This is a genomic window from Tumebacillus amylolyticus, assembly GCF_016722965.1.
GTDB classification, from domain to species: domain Bacteria; phylum Bacillota; class Bacilli; order Tumebacillales; family Tumebacillaceae; genus Tumebacillus; species Tumebacillus amylolyticus.
Genome location: NZ_JAEQNB010000001.1, coordinates 835,200 through 861,201 on the forward strand (window position 1 = coordinate 835,200; position 26,002 = coordinate 861,201).

The 26,002-nt window shown below is 55.0% G+C and carries 27 protein-coding genes and 1 riboswitch; of the genes, 13 read left to right on the top strand and 14 right to left on the bottom strand.

Features of this window, described 5'->3' with window-relative positions; all coding sequences use genetic code 11:
• Nucleotides 1-2 precede the first annotated feature (2 nt).
• Together JJB07_RS03880 and JJB07_RS03885 are read right to left on the bottom strand one after the other, a co-directional pair.
• Complete coding sequence (locus JJB07_RS03880) at nucleotides 3-2,351, bottom strand: hypothetical protein (RefSeq protein ID WP_201631277.1); 2,349 nt, start codon at nucleotides 2,349-2,351, stop codon at nucleotides 3-5.
• A 127-nt stretch (nucleotides 2,352-2,478) separates the two neighbouring features.
• The gene (locus JJB07_RS03885) at nucleotides 2,479-4,362 is read right to left on the bottom strand and encodes a lamin tail domain-containing protein (protein ID WP_201631279.1); all 1,884 of its coding nucleotides are present in this window, start codon (nucleotides 4,360-4,362) and stop codon (nucleotides 2,479-2,481) included.
• Nucleotides 4,363-4,428: 66 nt separating this feature from the next.
• On the opposite strand from JJB07_RS03885, the gene JJB07_RS03890 reads away from it, so the two are divergent.
• Together JJB07_RS03890 and JJB07_RS03895 are read left to right on the top strand one after the other, a co-directional pair.
• Nucleotides 4,429-5,352: a DNA glycosylase gene (locus tag JJB07_RS03890; protein WP_201631281.1), complete on the top strand. Its 924-nt coding sequence runs from the start codon at nucleotides 4,429-4,431 to the stop codon at nucleotides 5,350-5,352.
• Nucleotides 5,353-5,470: 118 nt separating this feature from the next.
• Nucleotides 5,471-6,847 (top strand): glycosyl hydrolase family 18 protein, encoded by a 1,377-nt coding sequence (locus JJB07_RS03895; RefSeq protein ID WP_201632717.1) that lies wholly within the window; start codon nucleotides 5,471-5,473, stop codon nucleotides 6,845-6,847.
• Nucleotides 6,848-6,908: 61 nt separating this feature from the next.
• Here JJB07_RS03895 and JJB07_RS03900 read toward each other — a convergent pair whose 3' ends face one another.
• Both JJB07_RS03900 and JJB07_RS03905 read right to left on the bottom strand, forming a co-directional pair.
• Entirely contained in the window at nucleotides 6,909-7,586 is a 678-nt protein-coding gene (locus JJB07_RS03900; protein WP_201631283.1) for a Shedu anti-phage system protein SduA domain-containing protein, read from the bottom strand.
• Nucleotides 7,576-7,845, bottom strand: coding sequence for a hypothetical protein (locus tag JJB07_RS03905; RefSeq protein WP_201631284.1), 270 nt, complete (start codon nucleotides 7,843-7,845; stop codon nucleotides 7,576-7,578). Before JJB07_RS03905 ends, JJB07_RS03900 begins: the two co-directional genes overlap by 11 nt.
• Before the next feature lie 172 nt (nucleotides 7,846-8,017).
• Here JJB07_RS03905 and ybaK point away from each other — a divergent pair, with 172 nt between their 5' ends.
• From ybaK to JJB07_RS03930, 5 genes are all read left to right on the top strand, one after another.
• Nucleotides 8,018-8,485, top strand: coding sequence for a Cys-tRNA(Pro) deacylase (gene ybaK / locus JJB07_RS03910; RefSeq protein WP_201631286.1), 468 nt, complete (start codon nucleotides 8,018-8,020; stop codon nucleotides 8,483-8,485).
• A gap of 103 nt (nucleotides 8,486-8,588) precedes the next feature.
• Entirely contained in the window at nucleotides 8,589-9,017 is a 429-nt protein-coding gene (locus JJB07_RS03915) for a MarR family winged helix-turn-helix transcriptional regulator (RefSeq protein ID WP_201631288.1), read from the top strand.
• Nucleotides 9,018-9,028: 11 nt separating this feature from the next.
• On the top strand, nucleotides 9,029-10,228 hold the full coding sequence (locus JJB07_RS03920) for an MFS transporter (protein ID WP_236587594.1): 1,200 nt from the start codon (nucleotides 9,029-9,031) through the stop codon (nucleotides 10,226-10,228).
• 174 nt (nucleotides 10,229-10,402) lie between these two features.
• Nucleotides 10,403-13,300, top strand: coding sequence for an S-layer homology domain-containing protein (locus JJB07_RS03925; protein WP_201631290.1), 2,898 nt, complete (start codon nucleotides 10,403-10,405; stop codon nucleotides 13,298-13,300).
• A 112-nt stretch (nucleotides 13,301-13,412) separates the two neighbouring features.
• Nucleotides 13,413-13,919 (top strand): VanZ family protein, encoded by a 507-nt coding sequence (locus JJB07_RS03930; protein ID WP_201631292.1) that lies wholly within the window; start codon nucleotides 13,413-13,415, stop codon nucleotides 13,917-13,919.
• 35 nt (nucleotides 13,920-13,954) lie between these two features.
• On the opposite strand, the gene JJB07_RS03935 is transcribed toward JJB07_RS03930, so the two are convergent.
• The 4 genes from JJB07_RS03935 to JJB07_RS03950 form a co-directional block, all read right to left on the bottom strand.
• Nucleotides 13,955-14,530: a GNAT family N-acetyltransferase gene (locus JJB07_RS03935; RefSeq protein WP_201631293.1), complete on the bottom strand. Its 576-nt coding sequence runs from the start codon at nucleotides 14,528-14,530 to the stop codon at nucleotides 13,955-13,957.
• 15 nt (nucleotides 14,531-14,545) lie between these two features.
• A complete protein-coding gene (locus JJB07_RS03940; protein ID WP_201631294.1) occupies nucleotides 14,546-15,370 on the bottom strand; it encodes a YhfC family intramembrane metalloprotease in 825 nt (274 codons plus the stop codon).
• Nucleotides 15,371-15,565: 195 nt separating this feature from the next.
• A complete protein-coding gene (locus JJB07_RS03945) occupies nucleotides 15,566-15,766 on the bottom strand; it encodes a hypothetical protein (protein ID WP_201631295.1) in 201 nt (66 codons plus the stop codon).
• Nucleotides 15,767-15,824: 58 nt separating this feature from the next.
• The gene (locus tag JJB07_RS03950) at nucleotides 15,825-16,211 is read right to left on the bottom strand and encodes a VOC family protein (RefSeq protein ID WP_201631296.1); all 387 of its coding nucleotides are present in this window, start codon (nucleotides 16,209-16,211) and stop codon (nucleotides 15,825-15,827) included.
• A gap of 210 nt (nucleotides 16,212-16,421) precedes the next feature.
• Between JJB07_RS03950 and lepB the strand changes: the two genes are divergently transcribed.
• Nucleotides 16,422-16,961, top strand: coding sequence for a signal peptidase I (gene lepB / locus JJB07_RS03955; RefSeq protein ID WP_201631297.1), 540 nt, complete (start codon nucleotides 16,422-16,424; stop codon nucleotides 16,959-16,961).
• Between the two features lie 68 nt (nucleotides 16,962-17,029).
• Here the strand turns inward: lepB and JJB07_RS03960 are convergent, their stop codons facing one another.
• A complete protein-coding gene (locus tag JJB07_RS03960; protein ID WP_283809041.1) occupies nucleotides 17,030-17,335 on the bottom strand; it encodes a YciI family protein in 306 nt (101 codons plus the stop codon).
• 72 nt (nucleotides 17,336-17,407) lie between these two features.
• On the opposite strand from JJB07_RS03960, the gene JJB07_RS03965 reads away from it, so the two are divergent.
• Entirely contained in the window at nucleotides 17,408-17,923 is a 516-nt protein-coding gene (locus JJB07_RS03965) for a DoxX family protein (RefSeq protein WP_201631299.1), read from the top strand.
• 3 nt (nucleotides 17,924-17,926) lie between these two features.
• On the opposite strand, the gene JJB07_RS03970 is transcribed toward JJB07_RS03965, so the two are convergent.
• The 3 genes from JJB07_RS03970 to JJB07_RS03980 form a co-directional block, all read right to left on the bottom strand.
• Nucleotides 17,927-18,262, bottom strand: a complete 336-nt coding sequence (locus JJB07_RS03970) for a hypothetical protein (protein ID WP_201631300.1) — start codon at nucleotides 18,260-18,262, stop codon at nucleotides 17,927-17,929.
• A complete protein-coding gene (locus tag JJB07_RS03975; RefSeq protein WP_201631302.1) occupies nucleotides 18,255-18,872 on the bottom strand; it encodes a GNAT family N-acetyltransferase in 618 nt (205 codons plus the stop codon). The genes JJB07_RS03970 and JJB07_RS03975 overlap by 8 nt, the downstream gene beginning before the upstream one ends.
• Nucleotides 18,873-18,962: 90 nt before the next feature.
• Nucleotides 18,963-19,724 carry a ferritin-like domain-containing protein gene (locus JJB07_RS03980; RefSeq protein ID WP_201632722.1) on the bottom strand — a complete coding sequence of 254 codons (762 nt, stop codon included), beginning with the start codon at nucleotides 19,722-19,724 and terminating at the stop codon, nucleotides 18,963-18,965.
• Between the two features lie 145 nt (nucleotides 19,725-19,869).
• Between JJB07_RS03980 and JJB07_RS03985 the strand changes: the two genes are divergently transcribed.
• From JJB07_RS03985 to JJB07_RS03995, 3 genes are all read left to right on the top strand, one after another.
• On the top strand, nucleotides 19,870-20,781 hold the full coding sequence (locus JJB07_RS03985) for a MerR family transcriptional regulator (protein WP_201631304.1): 912 nt from the start codon (nucleotides 19,870-19,872) through the stop codon (nucleotides 20,779-20,781).
• Nucleotides 20,782-21,264 (top strand): DUF1722 domain-containing protein, encoded by a 483-nt coding sequence (locus tag JJB07_RS03990; RefSeq protein WP_201631306.1) that lies wholly within the window; start codon nucleotides 20,782-20,784, stop codon nucleotides 21,262-21,264.
• Between the two features lie 120 nt (nucleotides 21,265-21,384).
• A complete protein-coding gene (locus JJB07_RS03995; RefSeq protein WP_201631308.1) occupies nucleotides 21,385-22,896 on the top strand; it encodes a DUF4077 domain-containing protein in 1,512 nt (503 codons plus the stop codon).
• A 55-nt stretch (nucleotides 22,897-22,951) separates the two neighbouring features.
• On the opposite strand, the gene bluB is transcribed toward JJB07_RS03995, so the two are convergent.
• Together bluB and JJB07_RS04005 are read right to left on the bottom strand one after the other, a co-directional pair.
• Complete coding sequence (gene bluB, locus JJB07_RS04000; RefSeq protein WP_201631310.1) at nucleotides 22,952-23,590, bottom strand: 5,6-dimethylbenzimidazole synthase; 639 nt, start codon at nucleotides 23,588-23,590, stop codon at nucleotides 22,952-22,954.
• 52 nt (nucleotides 23,591-23,642) lie between these two features.
• Complete coding sequence (locus JJB07_RS04005; RefSeq protein WP_201631312.1) at nucleotides 23,643-24,566, bottom strand: DUF4097 family beta strand repeat-containing protein; 924 nt, start codon at nucleotides 24,564-24,566, stop codon at nucleotides 23,643-23,645.
• Nucleotides 24,567-24,663: 97 nt separating this feature from the next.
• A riboswitch (cobalamin riboswitch) is annotated at nucleotides 24,664-24,845 on the top strand.
• Between the two features lie 91 nt (nucleotides 24,846-24,936).
• On the opposite strand from JJB07_RS04005, the gene cobT reads away from it, so the two are divergent.
• Nucleotides 24,937-25,971 (top strand): nicotinate-nucleotide--dimethylbenzimidazole phosphoribosyltransferase, encoded by a 1,035-nt coding sequence (gene cobT / locus JJB07_RS04010; RefSeq protein ID WP_236587596.1) that lies wholly within the window; start codon nucleotides 24,937-24,939, stop codon nucleotides 25,969-25,971.
• The last annotated feature ends 31 nt before the right edge of the window (nucleotides 25,972-26,002 follow it).

The window sequence follows — 26,002 nt, forward strand, 5'->3', positions numbered from 1 at the left end:
TCTTAGGCGGACGCGAACCAAGCTTCGATGTTTTTGAAACCGGACTTGTCTTGGACCGACTGCGGGAATTCATTTTGTAGAGCTTTGGTGTCGATCGCTTTTTCATACGATGCCATGACGTTTGGGAACGTATCTTTGAGGGATTGAAACCAATGGTGATAGGCTGCCTTCGCATTGCGAACATCGAGCGAGGGTTCCGGGTGGATGTCGAGCAGTTTGGAGGCAGACTCTGCAATTTTGTCTTCGGAGAAAGCGGGGGCTTCCTTGTTGAGAAGGCTTTTTTCGACGGTGCGCAACAACGCCATGTGGGAGGATTCTCCGTGACCTTCCGCTTTGCCAAACGTCGTCGAGTCGGCATACGTGGTGCTGGTGGCCGCTTGGTAGATCACCGCGTACCGGCGCAAGAGATCGCTCGCAAACACTTGCCATTCGTTGACCGGCCATTGAGATTTGCTTGACGCGATCAACTGTTTAAACGAGTCAACCAGCAGGGAAAAGGCGCCTTTTTCGCCGTCTGTGCTGAACGCGGCGAGTTTTTCCATCTCGTCTCCCAGAAATTGCAGGAGGGTCGCAAGATTTTTGCGCTGATAGGAGAGAATGCGGGCACGTAACAAGGTCCACGCAACCGTATGGGACATTTGGGTGGGGAATCGAGTCTCGGGACGGTCCAGGTCGGAGATTTGCAAGCTCATGATCCCTAAGCTTTTGGCATGATAGGACGGAACTTTTGTTTCTCTGTCTTCGGTTGCATCGTTCTGGGCAAAACGGGCTTTCACGCTTCCTGTACCATCTGGGTCCTCCGTGAGCGGGATCAGTGCGACATTGGCAGTGAAATCGGTGCCCAAAGCGCCAGGGGGGTCTTGGCGCAGGGTGGACGTCTCGCTCGCGATGAGACGCGGATTGCTTTGCATCTTGGTGATGTCTTCGGTGTTTTTCTTCGTGGCGTCCGAGACATCAATGCCCTCCAGAATTTTGTCTTTGCACTTCGACATGACGGTCGGGAACGACAGGTAGAGAGCTTCAATCCAATGCCCGACCGCAAATTTGTACGCTTCGTCGGGGAGCGAGAGGTTGTGTTTGACATCGAGCAAAGTTTTCGCCGCATTGGCGATCTCGGTCTCGATTTTCTGCAAACGGGCCGGTGCGGAGTCAGTGGGATCGTAGTTCTTCGGGTTGATGAAGTCCTTTTGATCCCCCAGCAGGGAATTTTCATGTGCGCGCAAGAGCTCGCGCGCCGAGTATTCGCCGTGGCCGATCGCACGACCGGCGCTGTAGGTCGCGGCTTTGCTGAGTTGGTAGGCTTGCACGTACACTTTGATCAGCTGTGAGACGCGCAACGACCAGTCGTAGATCGTCGTGGCGTGGTCCGCTTGGTCAAGACCTGTGTAGGTCTCCGGCGAACTTAATTCGAGCGAGAGTTTCTCGATTTCCTTTTTCTCCATGAGCTCGACTTTTTGTTTGCCGGATAACTTGGATTCGTCGCGGGTGGTCTTCATGTTGTCCGCCAGTTTGTGCAGTTCTCGCTGGCGGTGGACGAGGAAGGTGAGGACGTCGTGGAGGTTGAGCGACTTCAAGGATTTGAGTTCCTCGCGCACGAGCGTCCACGCGACGGTGTGTGACTTTTGAGTATCAAAGCGGGTGTCCGGTCGGTCGCTGTCCCCGATGCGGAGGTCTTCGACCCAGAGTTGGTTGGATTTGTAGAGCGGCTCCTTGGAGGCGGATGTATCACCTTCCGAATTGGGCAGGAGGCTGACTTGGGTGGTGAAGTTCGTTTTTCGTTTGCGGTTGACACGGTTTTTGACGTCTTCGGCATTGAGGTCGGCTTTGGCTTTTTTCTTCGAGGGAGCATCGAGCTCCATTCCGTTGAGGTTGGAGAGGTCTTTGATCTCCGGATACACAAAGTCGTCCGGGTCATCGTCGTGGTCGTCGGATGAGGCGTCGTCGTCCTTGTTCAGACGAAGTCTTTGTTGGGCGTCATCTTCCGGTACGACCTCGCCGGAGTCGTAGACATAGACGTACAAGTCGTCTTTGATGCGGCGCAGTCCGTAGGTGATGATTTTGGTGATGGGGTGTTGATGTGGTTGATCGAATTCGTATAGGTCATTCGTTTCTTCATCTTGGTACAGTTCGTCGGGTAGTTTGGCGAACTTCCCTTGGACCGGCGTCTGCATGGCGGTCGTGCGCTGCAACCATTGCGAGACGGCGCGGTTGCCGTGGAGACGTTGCAACTGCAAGATCGTACCTTGCGAGAGACGTGAAGGTTGAAGGTGTGCGGGAGAAGTGGGGACGTTGACGGTGGGTTCTTGTTTTTTCTGTACCCCGATTTGTGGAACGAGGTTTTGAAACGGCATGATTTCAACGCCACCTTTTATCTAAATAAACTCTATTTATTATGACACAACTTCGCAAATTCTGTATAGAAAAAAAGACCCGCCTCCTGCTGTCGGAGGACGGGTCTTTTTTTGAATGGACAGGGTCTTAGAGGCCGGTGACGTTGACTTTGTAGATGTTGTCAATCGGATACTTCCCGCCCGACGTGTAGGAGCTCGCTCCCGATTCGAACAGCACGTAGAGAGAGCCGCTCATGTTGGCGAGCCCTTCGGTCATCGGCGGAGCGGTCAGGGCGGTGGTGCAAGAATTGTGGTCGAGGAAGTAGGACGGGACGGAGGTGCCGTTGACCGTCGAGTAGTAGTGGGGCGACTGGCTCAGCACGTTTTGATAGACATAGAGGTCCGAGTCGTTCGTTCTGCCGTAGGAAGTGCTCAAGATGAAACGTCCGTCCGACATCACCGTCGCGCCTTGGATATCATCCGCAATCGAGAGGATGTAGTCAGGCGTAACCGGAGTGGAACCTCCGCTGTATTTGCCCGCCGGGAGTTTGCCCGTGGTCGGGTCGAGTTTGTAGCCCGCCATCCAAGCATGGTGCGCCGTGCCGGTGCGCGTGGTTTTGTAATGCGTCGTGTCGGTCAGATAGTCCGGGTCTTCGTAGAACTCCCCGACCCAGAGGATGTTGTTCGCCGCCGTGGAAAAAGAGGCTTTGGTGACACTCGGGAATTTGTCTGCGATGTAGACGCGGTCACGGTTGGCGACGTTTACGATGTCTGTGAGCGGAATGCGTGCCATCGAAGAGCCGACCGTCACCCAGACGTCGGTTGCCGTTGCCGAGATGCCGCCGACATGTCCGGTGCTCGGGGTTTTGTCTGCGTTGTAGAGGGTCATCGATTTGAGAAGTTTGTTCGTGCTTGCGTCAATGACGGAGATCATCGAGGAGCCGCCGTCTTCGCGATAGTGGGAGACGAGGAACCAGTTTTTCGACGCGACGTAGGTCATCCCTTGCGGAGTCAAGTCTTGGGCGAGCGCCGGAATGATCGGGCCTGCCGTCGCTTTGCTGAAGAACGTCGTGTACTCCGGGAAACTGCCGGAGGGTGTGCCGACGACCGATTGTTGCGTGATGGCGATCGACAGCGCAGCGGAGTTGATCGCTTTTTTCAAGGATGCGTTGTTGGAGGTGTCAACGGCGGTGACTTCGAAGGTGTGGTCTTCCTCGGGATTCAGGCCGGTGATGACGGCGGATCGCGTTTCTTTGCGGTAGGTATGGTAGTGAACGCCGTCCACGTACACGCGGTAGAACGCGAGGTCCGATTCGGTGTTGGCATTCCAAGACAGAGTGACTTGCCCGCTGCCCGGTTTCGCGGTCACTCCTGTCGGCGTCGCGGGGTCGACATCGTCCCACGCAGACGGCGGAACTTGGCCCGCGAAGACGGAGCCGGGGGACGCTTTGCTTGCATCGGTCGAGAGCAGGCGCATCGTGTTGGTGCCGTCGGTCGGGTAGAGGTACGGGATGCCGATGTTTTCGGCGACGTTCTCGGGATCGTAGGAGGCCGTGGAGATTTTGACGTTGTCGGACGCGGCGATGGAGAGCGTGCGCGAAGCGGTGTTCGCCATGCCGGCCGCCGAGACTTCGAAGACTTGGCTGGACGTCAAACTCGTCCCGTAGTTGGCGTTGAAATCGGCGAGCGTCGCGCTGGAATCCGATTTGATCCAGACGATGAACGTGCTTTTGGGCGCGATGTACTTGTCGGTGGTGATCGTCCATTCGTATTGGGTCGGAGTTTCGTAGAGGATGCGGTAGTTTTTCAGATTGATCGTCGAAGAAGTGGTATTGTAGAGTTCTACAAACTCAAACGCATCCGGCGTACCGGTCCCGCCGCCTACCGTTTTGCTGTCGGGCGTCACCTCGGTAATCAGCAACTTCGGCACGGAATACGTGTTGGCAGAGGCCGAGTGGATCGTCGGCGTCACAAGCGGTAGGGCGAGCAGGACAGCGCAGAACCGGAACATGGATTTTGAAATGAGTTTCATATATGCTCCTCCTTTTTTTATCTATTATCGTTTGAATTGTGTAAAAATGTCAAAGGAGGAACCCCTGTGACGACTCTTCATTGGCAGGATCATCACACGCATCTCGTGCTCCCGACACCGCCGGAATTTCGTTTTTCCGCCGTTCTTGGGTACCTGACCCGTTCGACGAACGAGTGTTTGTTTCATGTGGAGGAGGAGAAGGTGTACAAACTGTTGCCGCTGGAGTCTGAGGACGTGCTGGTGGAAGTGAGCCACAGCGCGACAGACTCCGGGCTGCTCGTCCGCTTTTTACATAAGAACCCAAACGAACCGGAGCTGCGAGAGCAGACCGCTCAGTATGTACGAGAGTGGTTTGATCTGGATCGTGACCTGCAACCGTTCTACGATCTCGCGGAGGACGACCCTGTTCTGCGCGAGGTCGTGCAGGAACACTACGGGCTGCGGATCGTCGGCGTGCCGGATTTGTTTGAAGCGCTGTGTTGGGCGATCCTGGGCCAGCAGATCAACTTGGCGTTTGCCTACACGCTCAAGCGGCGTTTCGTGGAGACCTACGGGCGCAAAGTCGAGTGGGAGGGGCGGACGTATTGGCTTTTTCCAAGGCCGGCCGATGTGGCAGATTTGACGGTTGACGCACTTCGCGACTTGCAATTCACAACGAAAAAAGCGGAGTACGTCATCGGCGTCGCCCATCTGATGTCCCAAGGCACGCTCTCCAAACAACACCTCCACCAACTCGACAACCTCCGTGCCATTGAAAAAGAGCTCGTGAAAATTCGCGGAATCGGACCGTGGACCGCGCATTATGTGATCATGCGCTGTCTGCGTCTCCCCGCCGCTTTTCCCCTTGAGGATGTCGGTTTGCACAACGCCATCAAGCACGTCCTCCATCTCGACTCCAAGCCGACTCGGCAAGAACTCCTCGACCTGTCGGAAGGCTGGGGCGAGTGGAAAGCCTACGCGACGTTCTATCTGTGGCGGATGCTGTATTAGAAAAAAAAAAGCGACATTCCTCCTCGCGAGGAATGTCGCTTTTTTTATCGCAAGAGAGGAGCCCGGAGAATAGTCTAGGCACAGAGACTATTTCGAAAGGAGTGTGTCCGAATTGACTATGCGTGAGCCTATCACTTACACCGTCAAATCAGGAGACAATCTGTTCGCCCTCGCTCAGAAATACCATACAACACCCGAAGGAATCATCCGCTTGAATCGACTGAGTTCCATGAACTTGGATGTCGGGCAGAAATTGAAGATTCCCGTCTATACCGAAGCGGTCGTCACCGGAGACCATGTGAACATTCACAACGTGCCGGGCGTGAAGGGAATTGTGATGGCCCAGATGGACCGCGGGGCGCGGTTGCCTGTCACCGGGGGAGACAGCGAGTGGCTGCAAGTTCGTTTGTGGAACAATCGCATCGGGTGGATCTCCCGCGAATTCGTGACGCTCGTCCCGCACGGGGGAGAAAAACCGTTGACGGAGATTCTCGGGTTCTTCACCGAGCGGGAAGGGCCGACGCTTCCGAGTTCGGATGCAGATTTCCGAAAAAACGTAGCGCAGATGTCAGACATTGCGATGTTCCATTTCCGCATCGACCGAGAGAAGTCGACGGAGGTCGAGAAGTTCTACGAATTCACCGACGACTACATGCGCGAAGTGGTGCAGTTTGGGCATCGACACAACATTCGGATGCTCCCGATCATCCACAACCTGCTCTACGAACGCGGCAACCAGAACGTCAACAAAGACGTCATCCGCGCGATGCTCGCCACGCCGCAGACCCGCGCCGCTTTTATCAACCATGTGATTGAAGTCGTGCGGCGCTACGGCTTTGACGGGGCGCATATCGACTTTGAAGATGTGCATTACGAAGACCGCTTCAAGCTCTCGGATTTCTACCGAGAAATGGGGCGTGCCATGCACGCGCAGAAGCTGTACTTCGTCGTCTCCACGCCGTCGCGCTCGTCCGATCAGCCGACGAACCCGTTCTCCGCACCGTTTGACTATGCGGTGATCGGCGAATCGGCCGACGAGTTCGTCGCGATGCTGTACAACGAGCACGGCTGGCCGGGCAGCGGACCGGGGCCGGTGGTTTCGATCGGCTGGATGGAAACGGTCTTGCGCTACGCCAGGACCAAGATGCCTGCGCACAAAGTCACGGCGGCGGTCTCGGTGTTCGGTTTCGACTTCAACCTGACCGCCAAGCGCAACACGTACGTCACGTACGGCATGGCGATGGACCTCGCGAAGAAATACGACCAAGACATCATCTTTGACGAAAAAACGCAGACCCCGATGTTCCGCTACACCGATGCCAAGGGCGACAAGCACGAAGTCTGGTTCGAAAACGCCGCGAGCATCCGCGCCAAAGTCAATCTCGCAGACCGTCTCGGCGTGCGGGGCTTGGCGTTGTGGCGACTCGGCATGGAAGACCCCGGCATCTGGCCGATGCTGGCAGCGGACTTTGTGGTGCGCAAGAGCGTGTATTAAAAAAGGAGACTCCCACGAACGATTCGGGGAGTCTCCTTTTTGCTTGATGCGTTCCGCACCCTTAGGTTTTTTGGACTTGAGAGCGCATTGCGGCTGCGTCGAGGATGCCTGCTTGGTACCCTTTGAAAGAAGTGAGCAAGGTGTCATAGGTAACAACTTCGATTGCTTTTGAATCTACGAGAACTCGATTGCTTCTCCATTGCAATCGGGCGAGTTCGTTGGAGTCCTGAATAAATCGGTCTCGACCGATGACGAGAATTCCCTTGAGCTTTAGGTTTTGGAACTGACCGAACCATGCGTTTTTGTCGGTGGGATTCATGTATTCCACACGCCAGAACCAGTCGGTGATTTGGCTGAATCCATGATTGTAGCGGTCAGCGAAGTCACGTTCTAGTTTTTTGCCAGAAAAAATACTGGAGGGCAACGCGTCTTCGAATTCTATAAAATAGATCGTATCTCCATTGAGAACGGTAAGATCAGGCCTCATCTGCCCGTAAAGAGGCAGTTCGAATCTATATAAATAGGGCCCGGTGGCCCAGGAGTTCCATGAAGGGATTAAGCAGGACAGAAGTGGAGCCGATCTTTTGAAAAAAGGCAAGATGTCGACTTGTTCATGCAACACCCCGCCTTCGTTTTTGATAAGCAATTGCTCGTACTGTTTGATTTGGGTGTCGAGTGCGTCTATATCCAATGTGATTTTTGTATATCGGTTCGCATGTTGTTGGGTATTAGACTGCAACGACCTCATCCTCTTTTACAATTGATAGGAAATTGTATCCGCAGGGTTCTTTTCGAAAACACAGGTAGTAGCCATTGAGGTGAACTGTGATTTTTTCGGGCTGATCCAGAACCGTCCCCGTGCGGGCAGAAGAGGTGGAAATCTGTTCCGCTGGCAAGCCCAGTTCCATTTCATACACGACGTCGCGAACTGCACGTTGATCTACCTCGTTTAGAAGTCTCATTCTCGAATTGGCAAAAGCACTATAAACAATCGTCATGAGGGACACCTCCTGAGTGTATTGTACGATGGAGTTATATAGTAAAACAATATATTGCTAGGTTTAACTAGAGGGTTGCGAAGGGCTTAAAGGGGGAGCGGTAGAATACTCTACACAGAATGATATTCTTGTGAGTTACATATTGTAACATACCTCGAAAGGAAGATCCTCCATGAAAACGACGGCGTGCCGGATTTTGGACACGATGAAGATTCGCTATACGTTGCATGAATACACGGTGAACGAAGACGAACTCGATGCGGTGACCGTGGCGCACAAAGTAGGATTGCCTCCGGAGCAGGTGTACAAGACGCTGGTTCTGCGCGGGGACAAGACCGGGGTGGTCATGTGTTGCATTCCGGGCAACGGCGAGCTCGATTTGAAAGCCCTCGCGAGCGTCTCCGGCAACAAAAAAGTCGAGATGGTCCCCGTCAAGGACATCCAAGGTCTCACCGGATACATTCGCGGCGGCGTTTCGCCCTTGGGCGTGAAGAAACGCTATCCGTTCTACCTCGAAGCAGCCGCGCAAGAGCTCGACGTCCTCTCCATCTCCGCCGGCAAACGCGGTCTGCAAATCTTCCTCAGCGGCACAGACCTTTCCCGCGCGACGGATGCCAAACTCGTCAACATCACACGATAAAAGAGTCCAAGCCCACTACGCATGGGCGGACTCTTTTTTTCTTGACCCGAAATATATGTTAGGCATATAATTGTTGTGACAAGTAAAAGGAGCGACTCCAACTATGGATGCATCGATCGGCTTCCTCATCTCTCAAACGTATCGGAAAATCACCCAATTGCTCACCTTGCGCCTGCGGGAGTACGACATCACGCCGGAGCAGTTTTCGGTTTTGTTTCGCGTCTGCGAGTATGACGGTCTCAACCAAAAGGAACTCTCCCTGCGCGCCGCCAAGGATCAACCCACCACGGCCCGCATCCTCGAAGCCCTCGGCAAAAAAGACCTCATCGAAAAACAAATGAGCCCGTCCGACCGCCGCGCTTTTCTCGTTTTCGCAACCGACAAAGGAAAAGCGCTGGTTGAACTAACCGCGCCCATCGAAGCGCAAGTCATCGCCGACGCCGTGCAGGGCATCGACCCGGTACACCTCGATCTGTTCACACAATGCCTGTCCCAAATCAGACAGAACGTAGAAAAACATGAGAAAGAATAGGGTGATACCGCTTGAATGAAACTACCATAGAAACCAAACACACCGCAGAAAAACTCTGGACTTCTCCCTTCATCGTCCTCACACTTTGCAACTTGCTGCTGTTCATGAACTTGCAAATGGTCTTGCCCGCGTTGCCGTCGTATGTCAAAGGAGTCTTCCACGCAAGCGACGTGATGGCGTCTCTCGTCACGACGTTGTTTGCTCTCTCCGCCATCATCACCCGTCTGATCGCGGGCAAAGCGTTGCAACGAGGCAAGCGCAATCTCGTGCTGTTCCTCGGATTGAGTGTCGCTTTGCTTGCCACCCTGGGCTATGCTTGGTGCGGAACGCTCGCGATGTTTCTCCTCATGCGCGTCTTCTACGGAGCCGGGTTTGGGATGGCGAGCACGACGTTCCCGACGATGACTTCAAACGTCGTCCCGCTCAAACGCATGGGCGAAGGTATGGGCTACTACGGTCTCTCCACGTCGCTTGCGATGTCACTCGGGCCGTCGATCGGCCTCTCGTTGTTGGCAAGCGGTTTTGGTTCGCTGGTCACGGGGGCGACGGTGATGCTCGCTTTGATTCTGCCGATGCTGTTCCTCGTCAGATCCCAGCTCCGTCAACCGGCCGAAGTCGCACCCGCAACTCCTGAGTCGAGCAAATTGTTCGACCGCAAAATTCTGCTGCCGTTTCTCTTGAACTTTTTACTCTCCATCGTCTACGGCGGTCTGTTGAGTTTCATGGCGCTGTTCGGCAAGGAAGTGGGCATTGCGAACGTCGGGGTGTTTTTCCTCGTCAACGCCGTGTCGGTCGTGTTGGTTCGTCCGCTGTCAGGCAAGATTTTTGATAAAAAAGGCCACGGTGTGCTGATGCTCCCCGGTGCCTTGCTCGTCATCGCCGGACTGCTGATTGTGTCTTACTCCACAGGTCTGGGGATGCTCGCCGCCGCCGCTCTGCTTTTCGGCGCAGGTCTTGGCATCTTGCAACCGTCCTTCCAAGCGTGGATGATCAAAGTCGTCACTCCGGAACAACGCGGGATGGCAAACGGGATGTACTTCAACTCCATCGACCTCGGCGTGGCGCTCGGAGCCCTGTTGCTCGGAACGATCGCGATGAACACGGGGTATGCGATGATGTACCGTCTCGCCACTTTGGTCATGGTCGTGTTCATCCTCCTCTACACCGCAAGCCAAATCTCCAGAAAAAAAACCTCGCTCCGGACTTCGTAGCGAGGTTTTTTTCTGAATGACTCTTTTTTTAACAAGTCCCAGTAAATACCTGAACATATTTGCCTCAATTCTGCATTTATTCTAATTGAAGCCAATCCGCAACTACCCTATAATGGTAGTTAGTAGCATCGTTTATTAGGTTAAAACAATAGATGTGTAGCGGAGGGGTACGGGTTGAATAAGCATTGGAAAAAGTGGTTGATCACGACGATTGTTCTGACGACAGCGGTGGCACCGAATGCATATACATCTGCACATGCAAGCACGGGGGCGACTTTTGGGGACTTGCAGCAGGCGAAAGTCAACAAGCAAGAAGCGATTCAACAAGCGGCTGAACTCGGCCTGATCTCCGGCGATCCGAACGGGCAGTTCCGCCCGACCGATTCGGTGACCCGCGAAGAGTTGGCGGTGCTGATCTCTCGTGCTCTGAAATTGCAACCGGGCAAGGACGGTTCTTTTGCAGATGTGTCGAGCAATTTGTACGGACAAACGTATATCCAAGCGATGCAAGCGGCCGGACTGATGGCGGGGGACGAGGACCACAAGTTCCGTCCGAGCGATTCGATTACTCGTGAAGAACTGGCGACCGTATTGGTTCGTGTGATGGACGGTTTGAAGATCCAAGGCGGGACCGCAGGGTCTGTCTCTGACAACGGACAAGTCAGCGGCTGGGCGCAAGACTATGTAGATTCGGCTCTGCGTCTCAAACTGGTTCCGACCGACGGAGCTGCGTTCAACCCGCAAGGCAACGTGCAACGTCAAGACATCGTCGACGTCTTGCTCGACCTCTTCCAACCGAAGCAGAAAACGGCGACGATCAATTCGGTCAGCGGAGATCTCGTGACGATTGACGGCGTTCCGTACTTGGCGACGGGCTCTCTCAAGAAACTGCTCAGCGAGAACAACGCAGCGGCTTTGACGGGGGCGAAGATTCAATTCGATACGATGACCCGCGGGATCAATCAACTCGGCGAGATGTCGATTGTACAAAGCGGCGACGCAGACCATCCGCTGAACCTCGACTTGGGAGGAGCTACGCTGAACGGCCCGCTGACGATCTCGGGCGACCACGTGGCGATTACGGGAACGGCTTCGATTTCAGAGCTGGTGCTGGACGGTGCAGCCAAGTCTGTGAAAGTTGATGCCAACGTAAACAAGTTGAACGTCAAGGCAGACCATGCGGTTGATCTGCAAGGCAAGGGCAAAGTCGGCGAACTTCTCGTAAGCAACGACAAAGCATCCCTCAGCCTTGGCAAGGACGTGAAAATTGACAAGCTCACCCTGCCGGACAACACCGACCCCTCCAAAGTGATCTCGAATTACACGGACGTCGTCGGACAAATCGGCAAAGTCAACGATCACGAGCCGCCGAAACCGGAGCCCAAGCCGACGCCTGCTCCGACCCCTGTCAATCATAAACCGGTGGTCGATCAGTCTGTAGAACCGATTGAAGTCACACTGGGCGACGACTTGAACGCGATCCCGCTGAGCCAAGTGTTCTCCGACCCGGATCATGACAAGTTGACCTACGAAGTCTCGACTTCTGACGCAGATACCGTTGGATTTGAGTTGACGGGCGTCGCTCTGCATCTCTATCCGCACCAAGCAGGGACGGCGACGATCACCATCACCGCCAAAGACACGTCAGGGGCTTCTGTGCAGACGAAATTCACCGTAACGGTAAAAAATCCGGTGACCCCGCCTGTCAACAACGCTCCGACCATCGCAAACCAAATTGCGAACCAAACGGTTACGTTCGGCGAGGGTATCGCTCCGATTTCGCTGGCGACCGCTTTCCAAGATGACGAAGACGACCTGACTTTGACGGTTGATTCGGACAATCTGTCGGTTGTGAATCCGACGATTGACGCGCAGAACAACTTGATTCTCAACCCGCTCGCAGACGGCACGGCGACGATTACCATCCATGCGAACGACGGTCACAATGACCCGGTCGACATGACGTTCACGCTGACGGTCAACGCTGCGACCCCGTCCAACGTGGCACCGACGGTTGTCGGATCGTTGGTTGACAAAACCATCATGTTTGGCGATACCATTGCTCCGATTTCGGTTGCAGGTCTGTTTGCAGATGCGGACGGCGATGATCTGACGCTGACGGCTGATACGGAAGTGGCAGGAGTTGCGACTCTTTCCATCGATGCGCAAACGAATTTGCTGTCGATCACTCCGATTGCAGCGGGCACCACGAAAGTCTCTGTAACAGCAGATGACGGGCACGGACATACTGCAGAAACGAAGTTCATCTTGACGATCAACGAAGCTCCGGCAGCGAACCACGCGCCGACCACCGTCGGTTCACTGGCTGATCAAACCTACACCCTCGGCGACACGGTAGATGCGATTGAAGTTGCAGGTTACTTCCAAGACGAGGACCAAGACGTTCTGCATTATCAAGTGAATTCGGACCACCCGGAAATCGCGACGGCAACGGTCTCTGACAGCGGCCAATTGAGCATCACTCCGGTTGGCGCAGGCACAGCCACGTTTACGTTGACGGCCAGCGACGAAGTGAATGGGAATGCACCGGCGACGTTGACCTTCACCGTGACGGTTAATCCGGCTGTGACCAAGTCGGCATTCATCTCGGAAGCGAACTGGGGCGCAGATTTCAACCAAGCGTTTGAAATCTACAACCCGACGAATGCTCCGATTTCCTTTGACTCGATCCGACTCGTCTGGGACGGCGGTGAATACACGCCGGGCAGCGGCGGTGGTGGTGGCATCCCTGGCTTCGCACCTTCTTCCGTGCCTACCGAAATCCCGGCAGGCGGGACGATGGTGTTCGCCGATGCGTTGGGTGATCAATATGAGAACGCCCCGAACTTCATCCTTGCCTCCTTCGGATTCGACATCGAAACGTTGGACGCATTCCCTGTCTCCCTGTACATTGACGGAGTGCTGGTCGATACGATCTTGTACACTCCGCACCAAACGTTGAAGCGCAACACCTCCACCACACACGGCGAGACGACCTATGACAGCTCGCAATGGACTGTGGCTGGTGAGGCTGACGTTACGGATCTCGGCTCGTTCCCGACGGCACCTTAGAAAACGAAGAACTCTTCGCAGATTGCGAAGAGTTCTTTTTTTTCATAAAGCTCGACTCTTCCCAATCGTGGTATACTAAGCGGTACAAACTTGGAGGGAGTGTCCGAAGCTCGTGATTCGAATCGACTATCCGACGTTTTTGCTTCCGGCTTTGGTGCTCTGGATCTTCTGGAGGCGCAACAAGTACCACGACGTAGGGCGGGAGTTGTGGGTGAACTTGTTTTTCTTATACGGGTTGGGCGTTGCGTACGTGACGTTTTTCCCGCTTACGATTCGGGTCTCCACGCTGCGGCATGTGAACCTGATTCCGTTTGTGGAGATGAAGTGGTTGCTCTACCGCCCGATTGTCGCCGTCATGAATTTGGGCGGCAATGTCGTGATGTTCGCCCCGTTGGGCTTTTTCCTGCCTCTGTTAGGGGGACGTCGATTCCAAAGTTTCGTCAAAACAACAGGCGCGGGTCTGCTCCTCTCCGTGGGCATCGAGTTTCTGCAATACTTGACCGGAGCTCGGGAAGCGGACATCGACGATGTCATGCTGAACACGTTGGGAGCGGCGCTCGGCTATTGGCTGTATCTCCTCTGGCAGAGACGCACCACAACTCAAGAAAAGAGACCCTGACACGCGCGTGTTGCGTGCAGGGTCTTTTTTTTCGTTTACAGGGTCTTGCGCAGGACATCGAAGTCTCCCAACTCGTGCAGAGTTTCAAACCCGGCTTCGAAGTACATCGCGGGATGGCCGTGGTAGTGCTCTTGGATGGTGCCGTCTTCTTCGTGGCGCGGGTAAGCTTCGAGGTAGGTGAAGCCGTCCTGTTTCAACTGCTCGAAGGCCGCGTGCAAAATCTGCGTGGCGATGCCTTGGCGACGGTGCTCCGGCGAGACGATGAAGCACGCGATGCTCGCCGTGCGGTGCTCAGGATCGGGCTTGGCGATCTCCTCGGGGAGGTAGCCGAGCGAGAGGTTGGCTTTGTCGTTCGCATGACACCAGCCGACCGGTTCGCCGTTCAGAAATGCGAGGAAGCCGTTCAGACCTTCTGCGTCCATCCACTTCGAGCAGGCTTGACGGTTGTCGGCCGCCGTGCGGGTCTCCCACTCGCCCTCTGCCCAACTCTGGCTGTAGAAGTAGCAATAACACGAGGACCAACGCGGGTTGTCTGTGAACGCCACGTTGTCGAAAAAGTGGAAAAACGACTCTGCCAATGCGGGCGTCAATTTTTGGATGGTGAGGCTCATGGTGAATCCCTTCCTTTACAGGTTGCTACCCATCGAGTTCCCGTTCGGAGGGAGAGATTCCTGCTGGGAGAACCATCGTTTCGCAGGTTTCAGGAGGAAGACCAGAGAGAGGATGCCTGCGAGGAGGGTGATGCTTTCGAGGAGGAACACGTTGACTTCGAGTTTGCTAAGCAGCGCCACCACAAAGTCAAGCGCGGCGTGCAAGAGAATGGCATACAGCAAGAAGACTTTGCGCCCGGAACGAACGCCGTAGAGCACGACCAGCGAGAGGGCGATGTGGAACAGCACCGCCGGGATGCGTTCGAAGCCGCCGAGCAGGTAGTAGGCGAAACCGTGTTCCAAAAGACCCGACTTGATTTGTGCCAGTTGATCGGCGGGAACCTTCCCTCCCAGTTGGGACTCGAACGTCCCGGCGTTGATCATCGTCATGTACACGAGATTCGTCGCCACCATCGAGACCATGATCAACACGGCCTCGACGCCGCCGTGACCCACTCCGTAGGCGATGCCGTCGTTGTACGCACGCTTGCCTTTCAACCAATAGCGGAACCCGATCCAGCGCCCGACCTCCTCGAACACACCTGCGGCGAGACCGCCGTAGAGGGCGTAGTAGAACGGAGTTTTCAAAAGCTCCACCGTCGTCTGGTTGAACTGCAAAAAGTAGACGTGCATCGCTTTTTCCAACACTTGCGAGAACAGAATCCACACCAAAGCCCCGACGCCAATCGCTTTCCACGATATTTTCTGCGTGCGGCGGTAGTACACCAGCAGGATGATCGGGAACGCAATGCCAAGCAGAGCACCGAGCAAGATGCCGACAATCGTTGAGGTCGAAATCATGAGAGAGCCTCCTACGCATAGAATTTAGAGAATTAGATAATTAGTCATGTGTCTAAATAAAAGATACTGCCAACTCCTTCCTTTTGTCAACACGAACGAGAACGGGTCGGAGTCCACCGCAAGCAATCGGTCGTAAAAAAAGACTCTGCCACAAGCGTGGCGGAGTCTTTTTTGCTCAAACAGGCTTCGTCGGCGTCAGAGGTTGCACTGTCGAAGTTGGGCCGAAACTTCGTCGATGTCTTCGCGAATTTCACCCTCTGGTCGTCCAAAACTTTTCCCGAGGTGCGCACGGACGTGACCGTTGCGCTCATGACCTACCAATTCCCCTTCCAGACCTTCCATCTTCGCCATCAGACGATCGACCGATTCGCGGGAACAGTTGTTGGGTTGGTTCATTCGTATGACCCCCTCTTTGGAAAGTGGATGCCGCGCGAAGCCGAAGGTAGTATGTGCATTACACGTCCAGATCATTCGAGATCTCGATCAAGTTCTGATCCGGGTCGCGCAGGTACACGGAGAGAATCGGGCCGGTCGCTCCGGTGCGTTGGATCGGGCCTTCGAGGAGGGGGACTCCGCAGGATTTCAGGTGTGCGATGACGTCTGAGAGCGGTTCCGATGTGATCAGACAGAGGTCGATTGCACCGGGTGTCGGGTGCAGGGCTTTTGGTTCGAATTCGTTGCCTTTCTGGTGCAGGTTGAATTTTTGATTGCCGAACTTCAACGCTTTGCGGTCGCCGAGGAACGTTTCCACTTCCATCCCGAGTACACGAGTGTAAAACTCTACGGTCGTCGGAATATCCTGTACGGTCAACACGAGATGATCCAGCCGGTCGATTTTCATAAGCTCTCCTCCTGTGCGAAAAAGGAATTCTGCCTGCTCTCCTCGAATTGTACTAGAAGATTCTGTAAGTTTTCAATAGGGGAATCAATCTGTTTCATTTTGCTTCAGATATGAACATTCTGTGAGGGTTGGCGATATGGATTGACGTTGCCGACGGGATGACCTACGATTACAGTACACAAGTATCGTTATGGAGAGAGAGGGAGAGCCTTGAAGCCGGAAACCAAAAAAAATATTTTCGAGTGGGTCCGCACGATCGTCATCGCTGTGGTCCTGGTCTTCTTGTTCCGACACTTCGTTGCCGAAGCGTTCTACATTCCGAGCCAATCGATGGAGCCGACGCTGAAAGTGGGCGACCGCTTGTACGTCGAGAAGGTCTCCTACAAATTCGGAGATATCAAACGCGGCGACATCGTCGTGTTCACCCCGCCGCCGAGCGCGAAAGTTCCGGCGGACGAAGACCATCTGATCAAGCGCGTCATCGCTCTTCCGGGTGAGACGGTCAAAGTCGAGGACGGCATCGTCTACGTCAACGACAAAGCGCTTGACGAGCCGTATGAAGCGGAGAAACCGACGATGGAGTACAAACCGTTCACCGTTCCGGACGGTCAAATCTTCGTCATGGGCGACAACCGCAACAACTCGTACGACAGCCGCTACTGGGGCACGCTCCCGATCGAGAACGTAGTCGGCAAAGCGTTCGTGCGCTACTACCCGTTCTCCCAAATGTCCGGCCTCTACAACAAATAGACAGATGGATAAAAAGAATCCCCATTCGCCTCGGCGAGTGGGGATTTTTTTCGTGGACGTACATCTCTTTACTTCTGTCCTGCAAACAGCGCGGCGCGGTACTCATGCAGCTCGGCACTCATGACGCCAAGCTTCACCGCCGGGTCGTTTTCCATGATGGCGCGGGCTTCTTCGATGGATTCTGCCTTGAAAACGGTGATGCCCATCGTTCGATCCAGGCACGGGCCGGCGAGGAGCAAAGTGCCTTTTTCCAGCAGGTCTTTCAAGTATTCAAAGTGCTGTCCCATGACCTCCATTTCCTCAGGAAGCACCTCTTCGATAAATCCAGATCGGATTGGTCGGATTATGTACACAAATTCGGGAAGATTTGACATTTACAAGACCTCATTTCGATGTTAATATGACCTTGAAATCAAAAAGCATTAATTACGAAAGGCGGAATTTACATGAACGAATGGCTTCGTAACAGCAAAGTAGCAGCAGCATTGCTCGTACTCGTCCGCATCTATGTCGGGTGGAAGTTCCTCGACGCAGGCTGGCACAAAATCACGGGGGCCAAGGCGTTTGATGCCTCCGGTTTGTTGAAAGGCGCAGTCGCCGGCTCCACCGCGGCGAAACCGACGGTTCAAGCTTGGTACGGCAGTTTCGTCGACAGCTTTGCATTGCCCAATGTCGGTCTGTTTAACTTCCTCGTGCAATGGGGCGAACTGCTGGTCGGCATCGGCTTGATCCTCGGCGTGTTCACCACGTTTGCCGCCCTGATGGCGATGTTCATGAACTTCAACTACCTGTTCGCCGGTGCGATCTCCACCAACCCGAACTTGATCTTCTTGAGCATCTTCATCGTCGTGGCCGGTTTCAACGCAGGGAAGTTTGGCGGCGACTACTTCGTCATCCCGTTCCTGCGCGCTCAACTTCAGAAGTTGAGAGGCGAACGGCGAGTGGCAGGGATGAACGCGTAGGGTCTAAAACGGTTTGAACGGCGAAAACGGACGCTGTGCTTCTGCAAGCGAGCTCAGCGTAGCGAAATCGGCGATCTGACCCATCTCTTCCCAGAGCACTTGGACGTTCGGGTTGGAGTGTGCGAGGTCGGCCGCTTCGAGGGATGTCCACTCGAAGACTTCGATGAAGGAGCCGTCCTCGGCAACGGCGACGGTGACCGGACGGTCGGTGATCAGACCTTCTGCACGCAGGGTCGGAGCGTGCTTGCGCACGATCTCGGCGAGTCTGTCCGCTTGACCAACACGCGGGCGATAGACGGAGATTACTACAGTTGTGCTTGCATCTTTCCAATTAGACATGGAAGGCCTCCTGATTCTGGGGGGGCTTTTTTTGTTGAAGCTCTTGCGCCCACTCTTGCGTACGAGAGGGCAGGTTCAGTTGGATATGCACGTGGTGCCAGCGTTCTTCCATCTCCGGTGCATAGAGGAACGGAACGAATCGCAACTTCAAATACGTTTTGATCGCAGGCAGGCGATGGTCTTCCATGCCGGTCCAGATCGTGCGGTATCCACCGCGAATCAAACGACGCAGGGCGACGGCGGACACGAGTTCGCCGAGTTTCTTGCCTCGATGATCGGGATGCACCACCACATAGCCAATCGATCCGCCAAACGGGAACCGGAAGTGACCGCCCTGCGGGTTGTGCAACGCGGAACCGGTGGCGACGAGGGTGCCGCTCTCCCGTTCGACCACGACGAAAAGCCCGTCGGGCAAGCAGTGGTTCAGAAAATCCAGAAACTTCGCTTCCTCCAAGTTCCAGCCTTCCTCCGCCAAGAGCGTTGTCAGCGCAGAGGCGTCCTCGTCGCGGTACGGGCGCAAGAGATAACCCTGGGGCACGGATACCTCAGGCGGATACGACAAAAGCGATTCAGGAAACAACATGTAGAGCGGCTGTTTTCGTTCTGTCATGGTCACGTCTCCCTTTGGTTTGAAATCTTATCTCATTATAAAGAAAAAAGCACCGCACTGCACGCGGCGCTTTTTTCAACAGAAGCTGGGTTATTGCAGGCTTGAGCCCGGGTCCATCGGACGGTCGGTGCGCAGATCGTCGGTGCCGTCGTAGAGATGAGTCATCCCGCGGGTGAGGGTATCGTCCTCCAAATTGCTGTACAAATGGTAGCCGAGATCTTCGCGGTCGACGAGGACTTCCTCCAAGACTTGCACGGTGCCGTGGTCGCCGAGCTCCTGCGCACGAGTAATTTGTTGGCGAAGCATCTGCTGGATTTTCAACTCGTGTTCGAGGTCGTTGCGCAAGTAATCGCGCATCGTGTAGCGGCCTTCCACTTCGTGCTTGATGTACGACAATTCATGTTGTGTGACCGGGTGGGCCGTCGGAACACCGCCCAGTCGTGCAACGCGCTCTCCGATGTCGTCGATGTGCTTGTTGGTTTTCTCGATATGCTCGTTGAGCAGTTCGTGGAGCGAGAGGAACGCTTCTGCGCCCTCGGTTAACCAATGGTGCTTGGTATATTGATTGCGCGCAACGCTCAGGGCGCACTGGTGGTCATCGAGCATGAGCGCCATTTCCAGACGCACTTCATAAGGAAGCGAGATGCCGGCGCCGATTTGCTTCACGGTGCGCGGCGGTTGACGGAGCACCATCTGGTCGAGGTGGTTGGTGGAATGCCCCGGCATGTTCGGGTCGAAGCCGGACTTCTCTAAATTGAAACGACCTTCGAAGTTGTTGACGTTGGCAAAGACCACTTGAAGGTCGGAGGCCGGTTGGTGAGCAGACGGCGGCAAGTTCAACGGATTGTTCATGTCCAAAGTGGGTACACGCTCCTTCATTTGCATTTCCGTTGAGTAGTATGCCCGCTTCGGCAAAGAATATCTGGCAGTGGAGTTCCTTTTTGTGTATCATGGTTGTAAAATGATTGTATAACTCGAAAGGGAAAGACGTGGGATCATGTATAACATAAAATCGGTCTCCAAATTGCTCGACATGCCGCCTGTGACGATCCGAGCGTGGGAGCGGCGGTACAACGTCGTCTCACCGATTCGGTCGGAATCGGGACATCGGCTGTACACGGAACAGGACATCGAAGACCTGCGCTGGTTGAAAGTGCAGACGGAGGAGAAGGGCGTCAACATCTCGCAAGCGGTGAAGTTGCTGGAGAAGATCCGGGAGCAACGCCAAGGAGTTCCCAAGGAGCCCGAGCACGGCGAATTTCGTGTCGGCGAGAGTTACGAGTCCCTTCGCGAGCGGTTGTACGAAGCGTTGACGACGTTTGACGTCGAGCGGGCCAACCAGTTGATGAGCTTGGCGTTTTCGATGTTTCATTTTGAAGATGTGTTTCACGATGTGCTGGCACCGCTGCTTCATCGGATCGGCGATGAGTGGGAGAATCACAAAGTCACGGTGGCTCAGGAGCACTTTGCGAGCTTGTTCGTGAAGCAGAAGTTCTCGCAGTTTTTCAACGTGTTCGGAGTGAATCCCGCCATGCCGAAAGTGTTGGCGTTCTGCCCGTCGGGGGAGCAGCATGAGATCGGGCTGTTGTTGTTCACGCTGTTTTTGCGACGACACGGGGTGGAGGTTATTTATTTAGGAACGAACACGCCCAACGAAGGGTTGGAGTTGTTGATTGAACGTCACCACATCGAGTATGCGTCCCTGTCGCTGACAGACCCGAAGTTGTTGCCGGGTGTGGAAACGATGATCGCCACCTTGCAAGGGGTCTTCCCGCAACTCCAATTCGTGCTCGGCGGGCCGGGTTTCCAAGAGGTGAGCGAAGCGTTTCGACCCTTGCTCCTCGGCGGTGAGTTGGGGACGTGGAACTCTTGGTTCAAATCTCTCGTGAAGCGGGGGGAGAATGCCTAGATGAAGATCGCAGATGCTGCATTCCGGCAACGCCTCGAAATCCGTCGTGCGCAGGTTCTCCAAGACCTGCGCACTCTCCAAGCCGGAGCCGATACGGTCACGAGGTTAGAAGAACTCTGGTACACTTGCAAATTCGTCGTCCTCGAAGGCGACCCGGCGTCGTACTTCCGAATCCGCGAGCTGTTCAACCGCTACCGCAAGCACGAGATGGAGTTTGCCGAGTTAAAAGACGGCGTGTTTCACGCCTTTTTCACCGCGCTTACCTGTGAGATTGAGGAGACCAATCTCGTCAACTTGCTCACCCACATCTGGGGCTTTCTCAAGAAGCACGTCGACGGAGAAGGAGACCGGGCACAGGCGCTCGACCTCATCGGAACGCTCTCGGCGGGCGATCTATCGGTCGTTCCCACCCTGTATGAACACTTGGATTCTCTGCACTTTAAATACGGAAAAACGAACTTACTTAACCCTAAACTTCAGTAAAAGTCAAAAAGAGGTCCCTTTTTTTCAAAGGGGCCTTTTTTGTTGCAGGAAATTGTCGAGAATTGGCGAATTTTTCGGCTAGAATGGGGTTGTTTCAACAAGATAGAGGAGGACAACAAAGTGTGGAAATGGGTGAAAGAACGCTGTTTTTCGGGTCTTGAACAAATTGAACGACGCAACAGTTTGTTAATGTTCATCATTTGGTTCAGCTATGCGTTGGGGATTGTGGAAATCGCGATGACGGCACCGAATTCGGTGTTTGACATGCCGTATCCGATCTATCTGATCGGTGGGTTTGTGTTGACCGTAACAGGGTCGGTGTTCTCGAATATTAAAAAACTGAGGGATGCATTTAAGTATGTGATCATGACTCTGCTCGTGGGGATGGCAGGGCTGTTGTTCTTCCTGTTCAACCACCATGCGCCGATTTTTCAAATCTTGTATTTCATCCTCGGCGTTTCGGTCCTGTACCTGAACGGCCGAGTGGTTTGGTACACATGGGGGCTCTCGACGCTGTTGACGGTGCTTGGCTACACGGTTGGCAAAGGCATCCTGTTCACGACGAGCTCGATGAACGACCTGCCGACTCAACTCTTGCTCTTGCTGATCACCACGCTTGCACTGTGGGGCGTGGCATCGATTGGACATACGTTGATGGGTCGCTTGGCTTTGGAAGCGGAAGCGACGAAGGAACAAGCGGAGGAACTCAAAGTCACGCAGCAATTGATCGTGGAAACGGTGCAAGAATTGCAAGCGAACTTCTCTCTGCTCCTGCACAACATGACTACCTCGCGCGAATCGTCCGCCGAAATTCGCAACGCGTTCCAAGAAGTCGCCGCCGGCGCGCAATCGCAAGCGGAGAGCATGAACCACTCCATGTTTGAATTGCAGTCGATGGAAGTGGCGATGAAGGAACTCGTCGGGCAAGTGCAAGACGCGGCGGTCAACGTCACGGAAAGCCATGCTCTGTCGCAGGAGAGCCGCCAGACGATCGAGCAGTTCGGCAAGCACATGCGGACGTTGGACGTTGTGATGGCCCAGTCGGTCTCCGTCATTCGCGAGTTGCGCGAACAAGCCAATCACATCAACGAGATCGTGGAAGCGATTACGGGAATTTCCAACCAGACCTCGTTGCTCGCATTGAATGCAAACATCGAAGCGGCTCGTGCGGGGGAGCATGGCCGCGGGTTTGCGATCGTCGCGGACGAAGTGCGCAAGTTGGCCGATCAGTCGCAAACGTCGGCGAAGCGCATCCAAGACATTCTCGCCCGCATCTACGAGCAAGCGGTCACCGTCGAGGAGCAAGTTCTGCGCGGGGAGAGTGTCCAGATCGAGAACGGGACTCGACTCGGGGTCGTCTTGGGTAACGTCAACAATCTCGGCGAGTTCATCACGTCGATCGATACGTTGATGAAGCAATTGCTGCAACGCCAAACGCAGTTCGCGTCCCAAGCGTTGCAAGTCGTCGAGGAAGTCACCACCGCTTCCTCCGTCACCGAACAGACGTCGGCCGCGACGCAAGAAGTGCTGGCTTCCGTCGAGGACGAAGCGATGCGTTTGCACGAATCGATGAAAGCGCTCGACAACGTACAGAAGCAAGTCGAGCGACTGGCTGAGATTCTCAAACACTAGGGGTTTTCACAAAAAGAGACCGTGTTCGCCGGGGGGCGAACACGGTCTTTTTTTCTTACCACGTTTCATGGTGGATCAGGGAATCGAAGTTGGTGCGCTTGGCCCAGCCTGACTCTTCGAGGATCGGACGCTTGGGGTAGTGGTCCGTGTAGCCGAAGGAAAGCAGGGCAACCGGTTCGACGTGCGGCGGGATCGCGAGGATGCGGCGGACGTCGCTTTTTTTGTAAAAAGAGACCCAGCCCATCGCGATGCCCTCGGCGTAGGCGGCGAGCCACATGTTCTGGATCGCGCAGGCGACGGAGAGGATGTCGGTCTCGGGGATCGAGTTTCGGCCGAGCACATGGTCACCGCCTCGTGTCGGATCGCAGGTGATGCAGACGGTCAGCGGCGCTTCGCGCAAGCCTTCGACTTTGAGTTGCAGGAACTTGTCATCGCGTCCTTCGGCGGCGAAGTGGATGGCGAGTGCCCGGCGTTCTTTGTCGGCGGCGAGGGCGAGGGCTTCCTTTTGACTTGACGACGAGATGAGGATGAAGTCCCAGGGTTGCATGAAGCCGACGGACGGCGCATGATGTCCGGCGAGCAGGATGCGTTGGACTTTGTCTTCCTCAAGTTCCGTGGGGGAAAATTTGCGAATGTCGCGGCGGTTGTGGATCGCTTCGTAAACGGCGGCGCGTTGTTCGGGTGTGAAGTTCATGGGAATGATACCTCCTGTTCCCTTGATCTTACCAGATTGTACGCGCGACCCTTTACTTTTTGTGCACGGTCAAATTGCCGGAGACCGTTTCGACGTTGACGGCCGTTGCGCCGGAACCGACGGTGCCTTTGTGCTCGTGGTTGGTATTCGTCATGTTGTTCATGGCAAAGTTGGAGTTGAAATCACCCGACGCGGATTTGTGGTGCAAGTCGAACGACGAATCGTTCGGCAAGTCTACGTTGACATCGCCGGAAGCGGTGTAGGCGGTAAGCGTTGCGCTCAATTTGTCGTAGTCGAGGTTAATGTTGCCCGACATGACGCGGGTTTTGATTTCTCCGGTCAGGCCGCCGAGGTTGATGTCGCCGGATGCGCAGTCCGCGCTGATTTTTTTCCCTGTCAAGCGGTGGCCGGTGATGTTGCCCGATGCCGTTTTCAGATCGAGGGTGGCGGAGGTGTTCTCGACGTTCAAATCACCGGACGCTGTGTCGAGGGCGAGGGTGTCGGATTGGACGTTGGAGACGTCTTGGTTGCCGGAGCCGGTCGAGGAGAGCAAGGCTTTGGCTTTGAGGTCTTGGAGATGGATGTCGCCCGAGGCGGTGTTCACGGTCAGTCGGTCAAAGTCTCTCTGCGGGATCACGACATCGAGAGTTAGGGAATTGGAGCCGAAGTTCCACTGCTGGTCGGGATGGTCGATGAGGATGTGCAGCGTGTCTCCGTTGGTTTGCATCTTGAGACTGTACACATCGGAGCGGCCGTAACCGTGAAAATGTGCCGTCGCTTGGGAGTCCGGTCCGGGGGTGACGTTGACGTTGGCGGCGTATCCCTCGATGTCGATGATTTGGATGCCGGATGTTTCAGTCGATTTGGTTTCCTCGTAGTTCTGGCTGGACATCGTGGGGAGGGCGTAGAAGCCTGCCGCCCCGATGCCAACGACGAGAACGCCCAGCAGGGCGAGGTTGCGTTTCCATTCTTTCATCGCCGATCGCTTCCTCTCAGGGGAGATTGTTGCTGTTATAGACGAGAGGTTGAGGGGGAACCCTTCAAACTTTTTTGACAAAATTTTCGAGGGGGCTTAGAATGGGGGCACAATAGGTGCCTCGTCTGACGAGGTGAAAAGGGAAGCGTGAGACGCGCGGGCCCGCCACTGTGGTCGGGGACTGTCCGAAGCCACTGGCCTTTTTTTCGAGGGCTGGGAAGGCGAGGAATTAGGGATGATCCGACGAGCCAGGAAACCTGCCTATTGGGGAAGAACCTTATTTTGGGTCTGGACAATCCAAGCTTCTTTGCGGAGCTTGGATTTTTTTGCTTGTCCGGGCGAAATTCATTTCGGGGAGAGGATGAGAGAGATGTTGAAAACTGTTGAGGTACAAGTACGAGGTCTGGATGTCGAGGTCATGGAAGAGGCGCGCGGTCGGTGGGATCAATTGACGAAACCGTTGGGCAGTCTCGGAAAATTGGAGGAGATCGGCATCCGGCTTGCAGGTATACAAGGCACGGTGTTGCCGTCCGTTGAACGTCGGGCGGTGGTGGTGATGTGCGGAGACCACGGGGTGACGGCGGAGGGAGTTTCGGCGTATCCATCGGCCGTTACGGGATTGATGATGCAGAATTTCTCGAACGGGCGAGCGGCGGTGAATGTGCTGGCGCGGCAGATGGGCGCAGACGTTCATGTCGTGGATATCGGGAGTGCTTGTGAAGACGACATTCCAAACATCGTGCGGGAAAAAGTGAAACCGGGCACCGACAATATGGCGGTGGGTCCGGCGATGACGCGCGAAGAAGCGGTGCGTGCTCTGGAAGTGGGCATGGGCTTTGCTCGAAAGTTGAGCTCCGAGGGCGTGCAGGTGATTGCGCTCGGCGAGATGGGAATTGGGAACACGACTCCGAGCAGCGCGATTGCCTCTGTGCTGACGAGCCACCCTCTGGCCGAATTGGTCGGGCGCGGGACGGGGATTGAAGAGTCTGTTCTCCCGCACAAGGGCCACGTGATTCAGCGGGCGTTGGAGGTAAACCAACCGAACCCGGACGATGCGGTTGATGTGCTGGCGAAAGTCGGCGGTTTGGAAATCGCCGGGCTTGCGGGCGTGGTGTTGGGAGCTGCATCGGAGGGAGTGGCCGTGCTCGTGGACGGGGTGATTGCAGCGGCGGCGGCGTTGGTTGCGTATCGAGTGGAGCCGAAAGTCGGTCCCTATCTGTTCGCATCGCATCTGTCGCAGGAGCCTGCGCATCGAATTCTCTTGGAGGCGATGGAGTTGTCGCCGATGTTGCATCTTGAGATGCGTTTGGGCGAGGGAACGGGAGCCGTTCTGGCCATGCCGTTGCTTCAATCGGCAACTCGTTTGGTGCAGGAGATGGCGACATTTGCAGACTTGGGTCTGTAGACAGCTAGATTTATTTGGTATATAGTTTTGG

Bases quoted from the DNA above. Each gene is read 5' to 3' on its own strand.
- JJB07_RS03905 (WP_201631284.1), bottom strand. From the start codon at position 7,845: ATGACGATTGTTTATAGTGCTTTTGCCAATTCGAGAATGAGACTTCTA.
- JJB07_RS03885 (WP_201631279.1), bottom strand. From the start codon at position 4,362: ATGAAACTCATTTCAAAATCCATGTTCCGGTTCTGCGCTGTCCTGCTC.
- JJB07_RS04005 (WP_201631312.1), bottom strand. From the start codon at position 24,566: ATGAAAGAATGGAAACGCAACCTCGCCCTGCTGGGCGTTCTCGTCGTT.
- JJB07_RS03990 (WP_201631306.1), top strand. From the start codon at position 20,782: ATGAAGATCGCAGATGCTGCATTCCGGCAACGCCTCGAAATCCGTCGT.
- JJB07_RS03965 (WP_201631299.1), top strand. From the start codon at position 17,408: ATGAACGAATGGCTTCGTAACAGCAAAGTAGCAGCAGCATTGCTCGTA.
- JJB07_RS03950 (WP_201631296.1), bottom strand. From the start codon at position 16,211: ATGAAAATCGACCGGCTGGATCATCTCGTGTTGACCGTACAGGATATT.
- ybaK (WP_201631286.1), top strand. From the start codon at position 8,018: ATGAAAACGACGGCGTGCCGGATTTTGGACACGATGAAGATTCGCTAT.
- JJB07_RS03880 (WP_201631277.1), bottom strand. From the start codon at position 2,351: ATGCCGTTTCAAAACCTCGTTCCACAAATCGGGGTACAGAAAAAACAA.
- JJB07_RS03960 (WP_283809041.1), bottom strand. From the start codon at position 17,335: ATGTCAAATCTTCCCGAATTTGTGTACATAATCCGACCAATCCGATCT.
- JJB07_RS03975 (WP_201631302.1), bottom strand. From the start codon at position 18,872: ATGACAGAACGAAAACAGCCGCTCTACATGTTGTTTCCTGAATCGCTT.
- JJB07_RS03940 (WP_201631294.1), bottom strand. From the start codon at position 15,370: ATGATTTCGACCTCAACGATTGTCGGCATCTTGCTCGGTGCTCTGCTT.
- JJB07_RS03985 (WP_201631304.1), top strand. From the start codon at position 19,870: ATGTATAACATAAAATCGGTCTCCAAATTGCTCGACATGCCGCCTGTG.
- JJB07_RS03945 (WP_201631295.1), bottom strand. From the start codon at position 15,766: ATGAACCAACCCAACAACTGTTCCCGCGAATCGGTCGATCGTCTGATG.
- bluB (WP_201631310.1), bottom strand. From the start codon at position 23,590: ATGAACTTCACACCCGAACAACGCGCCGCCGTTTACGAAGCGATCCAC.
- JJB07_RS03895 (WP_201632717.1), top strand. From the start codon at position 5,471: ATGCGTGAGCCTATCACTTACACCGTCAAATCAGGAGACAATCTGTTC.
- JJB07_RS03915 (WP_201631288.1), top strand. From the start codon at position 8,589: ATGGATGCATCGATCGGCTTCCTCATCTCTCAAACGTATCGGAAAATC.
- JJB07_RS03970 (WP_201631300.1), bottom strand. From the start codon at position 18,262: ATGTCTAATTGGAAAGATGCAAGCACAACTGTAGTAATCTCCGTCTAT.
- cobT (WP_236587596.1), top strand. From the start codon at position 24,937: ATGTTGAAAACTGTTGAGGTACAAGTACGAGGTCTGGATGTCGAGGTC.
- JJB07_RS03935 (WP_201631293.1), bottom strand. From the start codon at position 14,530: ATGAGCCTCACCATCCAAAAATTGACGCCCGCATTGGCAGAGTCGTTT.
- JJB07_RS03980 (WP_201632722.1), bottom strand. From the start codon at position 19,724: ATGAACAATCCGTTGAACTTGCCGCCGTCTGCTCACCAACCGGCCTCC.